The sequence below is a fragment of the Acinetobacter sp. GXMZU3951 genome (genome assembly GCF_054457875.1).
The window spans coordinates 102,842-116,497 of sequence record NZ_JBTLFO010000001.1 but is presented as its reverse complement, the minus strand read 5'-3'; the positions used below and the strand labels follow the sequence as shown (position 1 = coordinate 116,497).

Below are 13,656 nucleotides of genomic sequence, written 5' to 3'. Positions count from 1 at the left end.
CCCATGAAAACCAGTATGACACATGGAGTTAAAACTGCCATTTTGCTCAGCCTGTGTTTAATTTTATTGGCACAAGCTCTATATTTACCGATTGCTCTAACTGGGCTACTTTTTGTAGCACTGGTCACGCTGTATATTCATTTTAGAAAAACGGCCGTACAGCCTTTTGCAAAATTATGGATCGGTTTGGGGGTGGTGGCTGCACTAGCCAGTATTTATTTGCGGTATCAGACTTTTTTAGGTGTAGAAGCGGGTGTTGCCGTTTTAACAACTTTTTTATTTGCCAAAGCCTTAGAAATAAAAAATAGCCGTGATGTGATTATTGTTTTTAATTTTGCTTTATTTGTCAGTGTCAGTTCGTTTTTACTCAGCCAGTCGGTTTGGATGGCTCTGCTAATATTTTTCTGTTTAACCAGTAGTTTAATTGGATTATACCGTCTTCAAATTGCAGGATTTATGCATTCTGCGGATGAAAAAACCAGTTTTCGACATGATGTGAAACATGTTGTGAAATTTATTGGTTATGCATTGCCATTTTTTATTTTGCTTTTTTTGTTCTTCCCACGCTTACCTCCATTATGGCACATTCCTGTACCTGAAAATAAAGCGGTCACGGGGATGAGTGATCGCATGTCACCCGGTGATATTGCACAGCTTTCACAATCAAGTGCTTTGGCGTTTCGAATTTTAGGTGATATGTCCAAACTGCCACCACGCTCGCAACTTTATTGGCGCGCCATGGTGCTTGATCAATATGATGGTCAGACATGGACCAGCAGTCCTCGTAATCAACTCTCGATGCCTATCGCACATCAAGCTGTATGGGCACAGCAAGCGAAGTTTACTTATCAATATTTAGCGGCCGATCCACAACAAAGCTGGATTACAGGGTTGGAACAATCCGTTGTTACTGATCCACAATATGCACTGAAATACGATGGAAGTATTCGACCTGTTCGCGCGATTCAATCTAACCGGCCGATTCGTTTGCAGTGGGTGGGGGCAAGACATCTGAATGACAATGTTCAGGAACATCCCTTGAGTGTAAAACGATGGACTGAATACCCAGTGCAACTCGATCCTCAAGCTCGAAGCTTCGCTCGAAAATTGTTTGAGCAGTCTAATCGAGATCCCGAACGCTATATGCAGAATCTGATTGGTTGGTATCAGGCTCAGCATTTTGCTTATACATTGCAGCCTGGTGTATTAGGGCAAAATCGAATTGATGAGTTTCTATTTCAATCCAAACAGGGTTTTTGTGAACATTATGCTTCCAGTTTTGCCTTGTTAATGCGCTATGTGGGGATTCCTGCGCGCGTGGTAGTCGGCTATCAGGGGGGCGAATTAGCACCCGATGCCAAAAGTTGGGAAGTACGACAACTTGATGCACATGCTTGGACAGAGGTGAAATTAAAGCAACAATGGATTCGGGTTGATCCGACAGCAATAATTGCGCCTAATCGTATTGATACGGGCATGCAAAATTTAATGGATACTGATCAAGATATCTGGGGTGAGCAGCGTTCGAGTTTAAATCATCAGCAATATGCTTTACTCAAAAAAATAAGAGTTTGGAGTGATTACGCGAGTTATCAATGGCAAAGTAAAGTGGTTGGTTATAATGCTGAATCACAACAAAGTTGGTTGAATAAAATAGGCATTCACTCAATTTATACGATGGTTCTTGTTTTAATAATAAGTATCTCTTTGGTTCTTGCTGGATATTTTGTCTTTATTTTTTATCGTAAATGGCAAACTATGTCCGAAGTTGAGCGTTTAATTGAACGGTTTTCTAAAGGATTACAGCAGGAATGGCGTAAACAAGAGGCTGAAACGGTCGCAGTTTGGATGCTACGGCTTGCCGAGAACATGGAAAAGCATGAAGCTGATTTCTTTGAAAAGGTTGCTGAATTACATCAAAAAATTGTTTATGCCCCTCAACATGATATGAAAGATATGATGCAATTGAAGAAAATGCTTAAAACTTGTGCATTTGTGTTGAGGAAAAACAGAAAGCACTTGTCGAAGTAAAAAAAAATGAATATTATGCGTCGCATATAGGCGTATAGCTCAGTTGGTTAGAGCGCTACGTTGACATCGTAGAGGTCTCCAGTTCGAGTCTGGATATGCCTACCAAATATAGCTGTTAATTCAGCAACAAAAAGCCCACTTCAAAAGTGGGCTTTTTGTTTTCGGGGAACTTTCGGGGTATTTTCGGGGAATGAAATATTTTCCTACTGTTTATAACTCGCCCATTTAAATTTAAAAACGATGACTAACGGTAGCTTAATAAATAACTACTTGGACATCTATTCTTTCTTCATCTGGACATTTTTTTCTGTTTTAGGGTTAAATGAGACTACACAAAGCCATGGAGCTTTGATTACTTATTGATCGTGGAACACGATAAACTATTAAAAAATCCCAATACATCTTAATTGGGATTTATCAAACTAATTAACATATTGAATTATATGAAATAAAAAAATAAATTACGTATAGCGTGCATTATGTTAATTTTAGGGAAACTTAACCTTAAATAACTTCAAAAAACTCATGTTGAATACCTAGTCTTCCATCTTTATATTCGATTATATATAGCTTGCTATCATCAAAAATACCTTTGTATGTAATTGAAATTAAATATAGTTGTTGAAAGTCATCTCCTTTTTCATACAATTTTATATCAGAGACTTTTTCCCAATCAAAATGTGCACTGCTTCCACCAGAACATGGTTGATAATATTTTTCATGATTGTGCCAATATTTTTCAAAAATTTTTCTTTTTAAATCAATTAAAAAATCTATATTTGCACTTTCATATTTATCACCAATATGCAGTTTTTCAACTTCATACATGTCTGTATAATATGATTTTAAAAAATTAGTGATAATTTCTTCTTTATTCTGTCGTATTGCATCACCATTCGTGATTCTATTAACCATGTTTGAAAAACTTAGTAAAATCTCAATATCTTCACGCATTTAAAATTCACATCAAAATTAAAGAATAAGAATATCTTAGTGTTAATTTGTAGTCCATTTAACATGATGGCGATTTTACGAAATTTTTAAATTGGGTTAAATGTCCCAAAGCTGATGATCCATGTAATGAAAGCATCAGCTTGGGTATGACTAACGGCAGCTAAATAAATAACTATTTGGACATCTATTCTTTCTTCATCTGGACATTTTTTTCTGTTTTAGGGTTAAATGAGACTACACAAAGCCGTGGAACTTTGTTTAATAAGTAATCGTGGAACATGATAAGCTATTAAAAAATCCTAATACATCTGAGTTGGGGGTCATCAAGTCAATTAATACATTGAATTATATGAAATAAAAAATTGAATTACGTATAAGGTGTATTATGGTAATTTTAGAATTTCTAATGAGAAAATGAAAAAATACGTTAAATTATCACCAGAATTCATGTGTTATCCCATTTGGATGGAAGAAGACAATTTTTTTCTGCCCATCAATCATTATGAATTAAAAATTTCCACTGAATTAAAACAAAAAATAGAAGCATGGGATAATCAATATCAATCCATCTATGTAGATGATTACCCTCCTGATTCAAAATTTGAGACAGTAAGAGATGAAAAAAAATTTATAGAAATAGGATATGAAATACAAAAAGCATTACAGATTGAATTAGGCAAGGATTACGAAGTTTTTTATCAGCCTTAAAACCATCCATTTAACATATTGGCGATTATATGAAATCAAAAGCTGATGATCCATGAAATGAAAGCATCAGCTTTATTGGCATGACTAACGGTAGCTAATCCGCTCTGGTTTAGGCGCTTCATGTCCTTCTAAATAGTGGTCGGTCATCTTCACAGTTGCATGTCCTGCCAGTGCTTGTGCGTACTTCTTTCCATACTTCTGCGTGATGTTATAAATGCCCAAGGCACGTAAGTCATGCAGCGATGGTCGTTGGTTTGGCTCTAAATGATCATACGCGCCAGACAAGTCCCTATACTTTTTAAACTGCTTGGTAATGTGATCTTCCGTTACAGCAAAAGGATGCAATTTCGCATTACGGATTTGCTCGTTAATGCGGTCTGGTCGCGTTGCAATCAGGTAAGGGCAGCGTAGTCGCATAGAATGCTCTATACACAGCAATACGACTTCTCTTAACTCTGGATGCATATCCACTTCAATAAACACAGGCTTGTCGTAATTCAGCGATTTATGCTGCAGTACGGTCATGGTGTTGTCTTTGATGTTAATGCTTGAGCGTTCCATCACCACCAGATCGGCACGCCGTTGAATAGAATGCAATGCAAGGTCTATTGCCAGTTTTAACCAGGGCGGACAAACCGACTTCACTAATTCAATTGATTCGTTGGAGTGACGAGTACGCAGCTTTTCAGGTCGTATTGGTTTTAAGGTTTTCTCGGCAATATTGTCTGGTGCCCAGCCGTTGGCTACTAAGTATTTCCAGATGTCGATAAGCTGTGAACGGTGCTTTTCAGCCTGAAAGTCAGTTTGCTTTTTCAGGTATTCAGAAATCATGAGCAGGGTAATATCGGTACAGTATAAATGCCCCCACATATCCTGATATTTCCCAATATTCGCCGTGACATTCACCAAGGTATTTTTGGCAAGTTTCTTCTTGGGTAAATGCAGTTTTTCATATTCACCCAAGGCTTGACCAAAGTTGGGAACACGTAAAATCCATCGTATAACTGGGCCCTGATCAATCGAGGAAATATTTCGATTTGGATTGACCTTGCTACTCAATTGTACGCAGAGCCAAAAGCTAAACAAGCGAGAAATCAAACCTACTCAGATATAGCTATCCAATGCTGCTTAATGATTAAATCACTACTTCGACTTTCTTTGCGTATGGTCACAGGTGTTGTGCAAAGCCTTATTAAACTTTGTGGACTAGATTGGACAGCACCTGATTATTCGACTTTTTATCTATTTTATTACTCGTATAAAATGGGTCAGAATATCAATAATTTGCAATTTAAATTTTACTATTTTTAATTTTGTTTGTAATAGATCTCGCTATACTTAATTTATTCCTCAAGTCATCGAAAAGTAAGAATTTTTTAGAGTTCGAAAAAATTGAAGTTGATCATACTCAAAGTAATACTTTGAATAAAGCTGCTTAAAAGGATTGAAACATGATTTACGCTTTAACGTTTGGTTTAGGTATATGGTTGATGGTTCCAGTACTGATGATCTGGTACTTAATAAAACCAAACACCTATTTCCTCACTTTTCACGGTGAAATACCTTCACGTTTAGCCATTTTTACTCATCATTTCTTGGCATTTTTACTGTTGTTTATGATTTTAGGTTTGGGGATCGAAACAGTCATTAAGTCGATTGATGGTACGTCTGCACATCTATTGTTTTACCTTGCGATCTTTTTAACAAATATCTTCTGCATTTACTTTGGGCGTAACAAGATAAATTTGGGGGATAAGAGAAGGGCTTAATATTACTTACCTGCTGGTCAAATATTTTACGATCAAGGTTGTGTGATAAGTCGAACTTTATTGGCTTTTTGTGATGGAAAGTTAAGAGACACCTAGACACTATATTTTGAACAAATTATTTAAATATAATTTATAGCATTATGAATCAGTCAGTAAAAGTTAGATGTTGAAACTTTAAAAAAATCAGTAATTTATAATATGATCATTAGGTTTGACATATGCCAATATGTTTATTGCATGTACCTGACGATCAAAGGGGGCGAGAAGCGAAAAAAATATCAAAAAGCTCGTGTGAACTATGAAAACGTTGATCCTCATGAAGAGGATCTTTTTTTTATTGATGAAATATAAGCAAGTGGTTAACTGTTCTGGAATTTACTTATCAAATGATGAATATCATTAAAAGTCTGACGGCATTAGTAAATATATTGAATTTGTAAGAAGATATGCTAAAAATCAAAAGGCAAAATTTGATAGGAAAAAATTAGGAAAAATTCACATAAATGAGCAATGAAAACTAATCTTTTACTCTAGATATATCAAGCACAATGCATATTACACACAATATGATTGCAATTTCTTGTAAGAATAATTAGACCGAATGGTAAAATCTCAAAAATAAATTGAAACAATGTCATGTGCAAACTGTGATCAACTCTGCTTTACAGTCTAATAGCATAATGCTATTAATCATAATGATTTATTTATAATAAATTAATCACTTAAAGGAGACCTAAAGTGATGAATAGAATAGATTTAAAATTAATAAAAAACGGTACGGGAGAGGAGTTGGTTTTAAAATATTGTATCGTTGAGTCAATATTGATCACCAGTAAAGATATAAAGACACCAGTAGAAGAGGGAGATTTTCTTCACCATTCATTGCCCGATGGAGTTGTAGAAAAATACGTAATAGATGAAGTAATTTCAAATAAGAATGTTAATCCACATTACGAAATTTATGTCTCAAAACTGAATTAAATTACTTCATAAAACTGCCCAGAATGCTCAGATGATGAAAATTATCTGAGCATTCTTTTTTTTGAAAAGAGAGTCTAAAAAACATAACCGATCGGATTTAATTTTTCTCATATGAAAAGTTCGCCAGAAGTTTCCTAAGGAAGACTTTTTGTCAGAGGGGATACTACAAAAAACAAGGCATGATTTGAGTGTGTAGAAATTGAGGAATCAAACAATGATTTCTTTGAAAGAGGTGTGTCATTTGTTGAATAATATTAATTTGAAAACGATAACAAATTGGGCAGTAATTTAGATATTGGATTTGCCTATCAACACAAATAAAGGGTTTACAAGAAATTTCAACGACTTGTAAGCCCTTTTTTTATGCTTTGAGTTTTGTTGTTTTGCCTAGATTTCTTAAAAAAGAAATAATTAATCATCTTCCCCAAAAATACATCAGTTGCAATGTCAAAGCTTTATAGTTAGTGTTTATTTGTAGGTTGATCTTTAGACAATCCAGCTATCTTGTTGCCCGATATGAATAAATTCCCAGGATTGTTTCATTCCATTTTCATGAAATTTCAGTGTTAATGGCTTGTCTACAATTGATTCAGTAATATGGTTTTTATATGAAACAATGATTTTGGCCATAATTTCTTTTTTATCGTTCAAATAAAAGTTTATTTCAGGTGGTGGGTCTTCTATAAAATAACAATTTTCTGGTAAGAAAACCATTGCCTTAGCCGCATTGATAGCGTCGAGTCGATCTTTCTTGGAAAAAAACACATCGAAATCCATGCTCTTGAACCTCTTATAAATTTCCTTTCTCCTATTTTAAAGAAGAGTTTTAAAAATGATACATATTTAACACTTTTTAATAAAATTGATACTAATGCACTATTGTTGGTTGGTGTTCGGAACTATGTCTCAAAAAGGGGTTATCTTTGAGGGTTTTGTTTTGATTTATATTATTGATTACAATAATTTAAAGTGATCTAAACGTGGCTTTATTGCACGTAGCTCACGCTAAATATCTGGCTCCAATACAATTTTTAGCAGGATTTACTTAGCCCTAAAATTTATCGTAAAACCAATTCATCTCTCTACAATAAGTGCGAATTAAGCTAGAAATGCTGTAGATTTAATGCCATTTCTCGATATAAGCCAGATTGAAGTGCCAATATGGTATGGGCATCAATTCTATGTCGATCCCGCCATAGTGCCTAAGTGGTCTTTGCTAATCTCTTTAGATATAGTTACGGGGGATGAGTGGAGCCTAATGAAGCTTTGTTTATGCTTTAGATTGTACTTCATCTGACTCATACACCCTTGCAGTAGTGAAGACGAGAGATTGGTAAAGCAGTTTATAATTTGGCTGCCATAAAAATTTGCAGTATTGAAGACTTTTTGAGTAAGCCTTGAGAATGTCTCAACTTTGTCACACAAGCAAACTGATAATTTATACATGGTAACGTCGACTTAAGCTGGATCTAGCTTCACAATAAAGCTAAGTGTGATATATCTAACAAAAGTTAAAAAATCTTTTTAATATCAATTAATAATTCTAAAAATGAATCAGTTTGCTATAATCCAGCATTTTTTCATTATGACATTTTTATGAAATTTAAAACTTTAATTGCTTCGACGTTACTTTTAGCTTCTTCATCATATTTAGCAGCTATGCCAGTGGATCCTTTGCTCGGTTCTTGGAAAGTGATCGATGATAAAACGGGCTCATATATTTCTGAGGTGGCAATTCGTAAAAACTCAGCTTCACAACAATACAGTGCTTCGATTACAAAATCGTATGCCCAGTCAGGCTCAGCTGCGACTGAAATTTGCACTAAATGTACAGGCGCGTTGAAAAATAAATATCTATTTGGACTGGAGATTTTAACCAACCTACGTGCAACTTCACAAAGCAAGTTTAATAATGGTACTTGGGTAAATCCGCAGAATGGTATGGTATATATGATCCAAGCCGATTTAAACGGTGCAGGGGATCAAATGAAAGTCTTTGGTAAGTCGAAAACAGATAATTCAACCACCAGTATGACATGGAAAAAATTATAAGTTGAGCCGAGCGGTCATTGAGTATCTTGCTGTTTTATTGCCATATCGCTAGGCTGAAATCAGGATTTAAGAACAAATGGCTGGCATCGTCCAGTTTTTGACATCATTACTCAGTAAACGCTTTATGATTTAATCAATCTGAGCATGATGTCATATCTTATCTTAGCGGAATAATGATTGGTATTTTTTGCGATACAGCGAGACAATTGCTGGCCAGTCACATGAAATGCTGGCTGCAGGACAGTAGACCGGGTTTGCCGTATTTTTATACGCTATTTTATTTTGACGGCTTCAGTGAATCATCAACTCATGCTGATTGCTGTGATTAATCGAATGAATGCCATCAACGATAATTTCATTTTTGCACTGTTTTGTGCTTCAAATTGTGACCTAAACATCATTTTGGTGTATATTTTTACCAATAATTAAAAATTGCACTTTCTTAGAATGAATAAGTTACTTTTACCATGTCTTATCATGATGATTGGAATACTGGGTTTTTGGGTGTACCTCGAATCTGAGGCTAAACAAAAACAAGAAATTAACCGTTTGGTAAATGAAGCACACAGTTCACTCGAAAAAATCGAGGCGGAAGCACAATCTAAAAATTTTTTGATCAAAAAAGATCAATAGCTAGGTGAATTTATTTTTGTAATTAAAGGTTTAAATTTACTTTATGAGCGAATTTTGCCACTAAGTCTGAATAGTTCATAAATTCTAGAAACAATGAGAAAATCAATATGTTATAATTCCGCCCGATTTTAATGAAATGTTTATGTTTTTTATTTAAGTTATTGTTTAAAAAGTATAAATGATAGAGCTGCATATTTTATGCAGCTTTTTTCGTTTGCTTTAGTGCGGCACGGCAAGTTTTGCTTACTGGTGTGTCCATATTTAGCTTAAAAAAAAGCATCAGATATTTGGCACACCCATTGCTTTAAATTCGAAATTGTAATGGCGGAAAGTATAATTTCTATCCTACTTTCGATTTAAGGCATCATGTTTTTTTACAGGGGCTAGGTCATGACGACTCCTAATCCATCTTCAGAAAATATGCTTGAACGCTTATTTAAGTTAAGCGAAAACAAGACAACTTTTCGTACTGAAGTTCTAGCAGGTGTAACCACCTTCTTAACCATGTGTTACATCATTATTGTGAATCCAATGATTTTATCCGAAACAGGGATGGATCATGGAGCTGTCTTTGTTGCTACCTGTCTTGCAGCCGCGATTGGTTGTTTGGTGATGGGGATTATTGCGAATTATCCAATCGCATTAGCACCAGGCATGGGCTTGAATGCTTACTTTACCTATTCTGTGTGTATGGGAATGGGTGTGCCATGGCAAACTGCTTTAGCGGCCGTTTTTGTTTCAGGATTGGTGTTTATTGCGATTAGCATGTTTAAAATCCGTGAAGCGATTGTGAATGCAATTCCAATGTCACTTAAGCTGGCGATTGGTGGTGGTATTGGTTTATTCCTCGCCCTGATTGCATTAAAGAACTCAGGAATTATTGTTGATAATCCAGCCACTTTAGTCGGCTTGGGCGATCTTAAACAACCGACAGTGCTGTTAACTTTATTCGGTTTTTTAATCATTGTCGTATTGCATCAGTTTAAAGTCCGTGGCGCCATCATCATCAGTATTTTGGTGTTAACTGCCATCTCAACAGCGATGGGCTTGAGTGAGTTTAAAGGTGTTGTTGGCGAGATTCCTTCAATTGCGCCAACGTTCTTGCAAATGGATTTTGAAGGTCTATTTACTGCCAGTTTGGTCGGCGTTATTTTTGTGTTCTTCTTGGTCGATTTATTTGACTCTACAGGTACCTTGGTGGGTGTCGCGCATCGTGCTGGTCTATTGCAAGATGGTAAATTGCCACGCTTGAAAAAAGCACTATTTGCAGACTCTACGGCAATTGTTGCGGGTGCTGCTTTAGGTACATCTTCAACGACCCCTTATATTGAGTCTTCTGCAGGTGTGGCTGCGGGTGGGCGTACAGGTCTTACTGCTGTTGTGGTGGCAGTGTTATTCATCCTGTGCTTGTTCTTGGCACCATTAGCCCAATCTGTACCAGGCTTTGCGACTGCTCCAGCATTATTGTTTGTTGGTGTGCTCATGATTCAAGGTATTGTCCATATTGAATGGGATGATATTACTGAAGCTGTCCCAGCATTCTTGACGATTGTGTTTATGCCATTCTCGTATTCAATTGCAGATGGTATTGCAATGGGCTTTATTAGCTACGCATTAATTAAATTATGTACTGGCAAGGCATCAACTGTTCCATATATGGTGTGGATTGTTGCTGTGCTTTGGGCAGTAAAATTTGCATTTTTTGGCGGTTAATCCCCACACAAATTTTAAGGGTGTAAACTTGTTTACACCCTTTTTTCTTTCTGAGGATAAGGTATGAATCAACTAGAGCTCATCCGCGCTTTACCTAAAGCCGAATTACATGTTCATATAGAAGGGACATTTGAGCCAGAACTGATGTTTGCAATCGCACAACGTAATCAGATTCAAATTCCATATAAGTCTGTTGAAGAAGTGAAACAGGCCTATAATTTTCACAATTTACAGTCTTTTCTAGATATTTATTACGCTGGTGCAAATGTACTGGTGCATGAGCAAGATTTTTATGATCTGGCTTGGGCCTATTTTGAAAAATGTCATGAAGATCGTGTAGTACATACCGAAATGTTCTTTGATCCGCAAACGCATACAGACCGCGGTATTGCTTTTGCAACGGTTATTCAGGGTTTACAGCGTGCTTGTGATGATGCCAAAGAAAAATTCGGTATTAGTTCACATCTGATTATGTGTTTCTTGCGTCATCTTAGCGAAGAGGTGGCATTTGAAACATTGGCACAGGCGATGCCTTTTAAAGAGCAAATTATCGGTGTAGGTCTGGATTCGAGTGAAGTTGGACACCCACCTTCAAAATTCGAGCGCGTATTTGCTAAAGCGCGCGAAGCAGGCTTCTTGGTGGTGGCGCATGCCGGTGAGGAAGGTCCAGCAGAATACGTTTGGGAAGCTTTGGATTTGCTCAAAGTCAATCGTATTGATCATGGTGTGCGTTCGGAAGAAGATCCTGTATTGATGCAGCGTTTAATTGCAGAAAAAATGCCATTAACAGTTTGTCCACTCAGTAATTTAAAGTTGTGTGTAGTGGATGATATGGCGCAGCACAATATTCGTCGTTTATTACAACAAGGCGTTCAGGTTACAGTCAATTCGGATGATCCATCTTATTTTGGTGGTTATATGAATGATAACTTTGTGGCAATCACGGAAGCCTTGTCTTTAAATCATGATGAATTGAAAAAGTTGGCACAAAACTCATTTGAAGCGTCATTCATAAGTGATGCAGAAAAAAACAAGTGGATTGCTGAAATCCAAGCTTTATAATTATAGAGCAAATAAAAAACCGCACTTTATAGTGCGGTTTTTTTAATTATTCTTTTCAAAAGATATCAATTAGAGGTGCTTAATCAAATCAATTTTAGCATTATTTTGGTTGTCGGGTCATACTCACCAATACACTATCTTTATCAATAAAATGATGCTTTAAAGCAGCTACAATATGTCCTAGCACCAAGAAACCAGCCCCCCATGAAAGATAAATATGTAAGGGTTTCACAATTTCTAGCACATCATAATTCTCTTCAATCAGCGTGGGTAGATTGAATAGATAGAGTACAGGGGCAGGGTGTCCAGCACTCCAACTAAATAAACAGCCTGTGATCGGTAAAGCCAGAAGCATTAAATACAACGCCAAATGCCCAATATGCGCCAGCGTTTTCATCATTGGAGACATGCTATTCGGCAGCGAAGGTACAGGATGGGTATAGCGCCAGAAAATACGGATCATGACCAGGAAGATAAGGGTGGTGGCAATATTTTTATGAAGGGTAATCACATCCCCTTTGAAACTACCATTACTTTCGTAGCTTAAAAAATTACCACTATAAAAGCCAATAATCCATGCTGCGATAAAAATAATGGCCATGAGCCAGTGCAAAATTTGGGCTGTGCGCGTGTAATAGGGGGTTCTATTTTCCATGAGGTATGAAGAAGGCGATAATAGGTGACGCTATCTTACGTAATTCACAATTGCAACAAAATGCCGATTCTGCAACGATGCGTATATTTGTTGCAACGCTGATTGTGTGGAGATTTGTATTGCGGATTATTTGCGCAACCAGTCTTTATAGGAGAGATAAAGACTTTCTATTTAAGGTTGTTCGGGCAAAATACTTACACTTTATGTAATGACCAAGGATTACCTGTGAATATTAAATTTGCTGCGCTCGCACCTGTACTATTGGCTTTGACTGCCTGTGTAAGCACAGATACTACAACCACAACTGCTACACCCCAGCAAGTTGGAATGGCAGCAATGAAAATTGCAATCAATTCAAAATGTATTGCAGAACTTAATAATACTCCAGCATGGAATACCGCTACTAAGCTCATGACTGCGGAACAAAAGCAAAGCATTCAAACTGATATTTGCGGTTGTGTCAGTGAAAAAGCGCCACAAAATGTGACCACCGTTGATTTGGCGACTGCTGCAATTGATCCGACTGCGCGTGCAACCATCGTCACCAATGTGGTGACTAAAACGATCCAAAGTTGTGTTGCGGAAGCGGTCAATAAATAAGTGTGAAAAAGCTAGGAATTTCCTAGCTTTTTAAATTAAAAATTTTGTGCTTTGACCTAATATCATTTATATTAATTTGAATAATAAATAATCGACTCATTAAATTGTATGAAGAAGAAGGTTGAATAACTATGAAAAAATATCAAATGGTATTGTGTCTTGTGGGGGGGCTCATATTATCTGGATGTGCTTCCTCACCAATGGGGTCTGAGTCGGATGGAATTTCGGTAATTCGAATGGCATCAAACTCTAAGTGTATGGATGAAATCGAGAGTAATCCAACTTGGATTGTGAGCAGTAAACTTCTTTCTGAAGATCAGAAGCAGAAGAAAAAACGTGAAGTGTGTAAATGTGTAGGGGATAATGCGCCTAAAATGCTGTCTAAAGAACAATTGGCATTGGCGGCGATCGACTCTAAAGCCAAAGATGCCTATGCGGCATTAGCCAACACAAAAACTTCAGCGATATGTGCTTCTGAAATGTTAAACTAAACATGAA

13 protein-coding genes, 1 tRNA gene and 1 pseudogene are annotated in these 13,656 nt (G+C 36.6%); 11 read left to right on the top strand and 4 right to left on the bottom strand.

The features are described 5' to 3' along the window. Positions 1–15: 15 nt before the first annotated feature. Together ACX17N_RS00530 and ACX17N_RS00525 are read left to right on the top strand one after the other, a co-directional pair. Entirely contained in the window at positions 16–2,031 is a 2,016-nt protein-coding gene (locus ACX17N_RS00530; RefSeq protein WP_458891103.1) for a transglutaminase family protein, read from the top strand. A 28-nt stretch (positions 2,032–2,059) separates the two neighbouring features. After that, positions 2,060–2,136: transfer RNA gene (locus ACX17N_RS00525), tRNA-Val, on the top strand. A 399-nt stretch (positions 2,137–2,535) separates the two neighbouring features. Here the strand turns inward: ACX17N_RS00525 and ACX17N_RS00520 are convergent. After that, a complete protein-coding gene (locus tag ACX17N_RS00520; protein ID WP_458890643.1) occupies positions 2,536–2,985 on the bottom strand; it encodes a hypothetical protein in 450 nt (149 codons plus the stop codon). 414 nt (positions 2,986–3,399) lie between these two features. On the opposite strand from ACX17N_RS00520, the gene ACX17N_RS00515 reads away from it, so the two are divergent. Further along, complete coding sequence (locus ACX17N_RS00515) at positions 3,400–3,693, top strand: hypothetical protein (RefSeq protein WP_458890642.1); 294 nt, start codon at positions 3,400–3,402, stop codon at positions 3,691–3,693. Positions 3,694–3,777: 84 nt separating this feature from the next. On the opposite strand, the gene ACX17N_RS00510 is transcribed toward ACX17N_RS00515, so the two are convergent. Next, positions 3,778–4,779, bottom strand: coding sequence for a site-specific integrase (locus ACX17N_RS00510; protein WP_458890641.1), 1,002 nt, complete (start codon positions 4,777–4,779; stop codon positions 3,778–3,780). On the opposite strand from ACX17N_RS00510, the pseudogene ACX17N_RS00505 reads away from it, so the two are divergent. The 3 genes and pseudogenes from ACX17N_RS00505 to ACX17N_RS00495 form a co-directional block, all read left to right on the top strand. Beyond that, positions 4,705–4,929 (top strand): annotated as a pseudogene (locus ACX17N_RS00505) (transposase); the annotation flags it as partial. The gene ACX17N_RS00510 and the pseudogene ACX17N_RS00505 overlap by 75 nt on opposite strands. A gap of 215 nt (positions 4,930–5,144) precedes the next feature. Continuing rightward, positions 5,145–5,462 (top strand): hypothetical protein, encoded by a 318-nt coding sequence (locus ACX17N_RS00500; RefSeq protein WP_458890640.1) that lies wholly within the window; start codon positions 5,145–5,147, stop codon positions 5,460–5,462. Between the two features lie 741 nt (positions 5,463–6,203). Continuing rightward, the gene (locus tag ACX17N_RS00495) at positions 6,204–6,443 is read left to right on the top strand and encodes a hypothetical protein (RefSeq protein WP_458890639.1); all 240 of its coding nucleotides are present in this window, start codon (positions 6,204–6,206) and stop codon (positions 6,441–6,443) included. Between the two features lie 486 nt (positions 6,444–6,929). Here the strand turns inward: ACX17N_RS00495 and ACX17N_RS00490 are convergent, their stop codons facing one another. After that, on the bottom strand, positions 6,930–7,220 hold the full coding sequence (locus ACX17N_RS00490) for a hypothetical protein (RefSeq protein WP_458890638.1): 291 nt from the start codon (positions 7,218–7,220) through the stop codon (positions 6,930–6,932). 819 nt (positions 7,221–8,039) lie between these two features. Between ACX17N_RS00490 and ACX17N_RS00485 the strand changes: the two genes are divergently transcribed. From ACX17N_RS00485 to ACX17N_RS00475, 3 genes are all read left to right on the top strand, one after another. Next, positions 8,040–8,495 (top strand): DUF2147 domain-containing protein, encoded by a 456-nt coding sequence (locus tag ACX17N_RS00485; RefSeq protein WP_458890637.1) that lies wholly within the window; start codon positions 8,040–8,042, stop codon positions 8,493–8,495. 1,023 nt (positions 8,496–9,518) lie between these two features. Further along, positions 9,519–10,841, top strand: a complete 1,323-nt coding sequence (locus tag ACX17N_RS00480; RefSeq protein WP_458890636.1) for an NCS2 family permease — start codon at positions 9,519–9,521, stop codon at positions 10,839–10,841. A 63-nt stretch (positions 10,842–10,904) separates the two neighbouring features. Next, complete coding sequence (locus ACX17N_RS00475; protein WP_458890635.1) at positions 10,905–11,903, top strand: adenosine deaminase; 999 nt, start codon at positions 10,905–10,907, stop codon at positions 11,901–11,903. A gap of 100 nt (positions 11,904–12,003) precedes the next feature. Here the strand turns inward: ACX17N_RS00475 and ACX17N_RS00470 are convergent, their stop codons facing one another. Then, positions 12,004–12,558 carry a cytochrome b gene (locus tag ACX17N_RS00470; protein ID WP_458890634.1) on the bottom strand — a complete coding sequence of 185 codons (555 nt, stop codon included), beginning with the start codon at positions 12,556–12,558 and terminating at the stop codon, positions 12,004–12,006. Between the two features lie 225 nt (positions 12,559–12,783). On the opposite strand from ACX17N_RS00470, the gene ACX17N_RS00465 reads away from it, so the two are divergent. Then, entirely contained in the window at positions 12,784–13,158 is a 375-nt protein-coding gene (locus tag ACX17N_RS00465; RefSeq protein WP_458890633.1) for a hypothetical protein, read from the top strand. A gap of 131 nt (positions 13,159–13,289) precedes the next feature. After that, positions 13,290–13,649, top strand: a complete 360-nt coding sequence (locus ACX17N_RS00460) for a hypothetical protein (RefSeq protein WP_458890632.1) — start codon at positions 13,290–13,292, stop codon at positions 13,647–13,649. Positions 13,650–13,656 lie beyond the last annotated feature (7 nt).

What these genes read in the sequence shown, in the direction of transcription:
- ACX17N_RS00500 (WP_458890640.1), top strand. Translation starts at nt 5,145, where the DNA reads ATGATTTACGCTTTAACGTTTGGTTTAGGTATATGGTTGATGGTTCCA.
- ACX17N_RS00480 (WP_458890636.1), top strand. Translation starts at nt 9,519, where the DNA reads ATGACGACTCCTAATCCATCTTCAGAAAATATGCTTGAACGCTTATTT.
- ACX17N_RS00485 (WP_458890637.1), top strand. Translation starts at nt 8,040, where the DNA reads ATGAAATTTAAAACTTTAATTGCTTCGACGTTACTTTTAGCTTCTTCA.
- ACX17N_RS00495 (WP_458890639.1), top strand. Translation starts at nt 6,204, where the DNA reads ATGAATAGAATAGATTTAAAATTAATAAAAAACGGTACGGGAGAGGAG.
- ACX17N_RS00490 (WP_458890638.1), bottom strand. Translation starts at nt 7,220, where the DNA reads ATGGATTTCGATGTGTTTTTTTCCAAGAAAGATCGACTCGACGCTATC.
- ACX17N_RS00515 (WP_458890642.1), top strand. Translation starts at nt 3,400, where the DNA reads ATGAAAAAATACGTTAAATTATCACCAGAATTCATGTGTTATCCCATT.
- ACX17N_RS00470 (WP_458890634.1), bottom strand. Translation starts at nt 12,558, where the DNA reads ATGGAAAATAGAACCCCCTATTACACGCGCACAGCCCAAATTTTGCAC.
- ACX17N_RS00520 (WP_458890643.1), bottom strand. Translation starts at nt 2,985, where the DNA reads ATGCGTGAAGATATTGAGATTTTACTAAGTTTTTCAAACATGGTTAAT.
- ACX17N_RS00475 (WP_458890635.1), top strand. Translation starts at nt 10,905, where the DNA reads ATGAATCAACTAGAGCTCATCCGCGCTTTACCTAAAGCCGAATTACAT.
- ACX17N_RS00530 (WP_458891103.1), top strand. Translation starts at nt 16, where the DNA reads ATGACACATGGAGTTAAAACTGCCATTTTGCTCAGCCTGTGTTTAATT.
- ACX17N_RS00460 (WP_458890632.1), top strand. Translation starts at nt 13,290, where the DNA reads ATGAAAAAATATCAAATGGTATTGTGTCTTGTGGGGGGGCTCATATTA.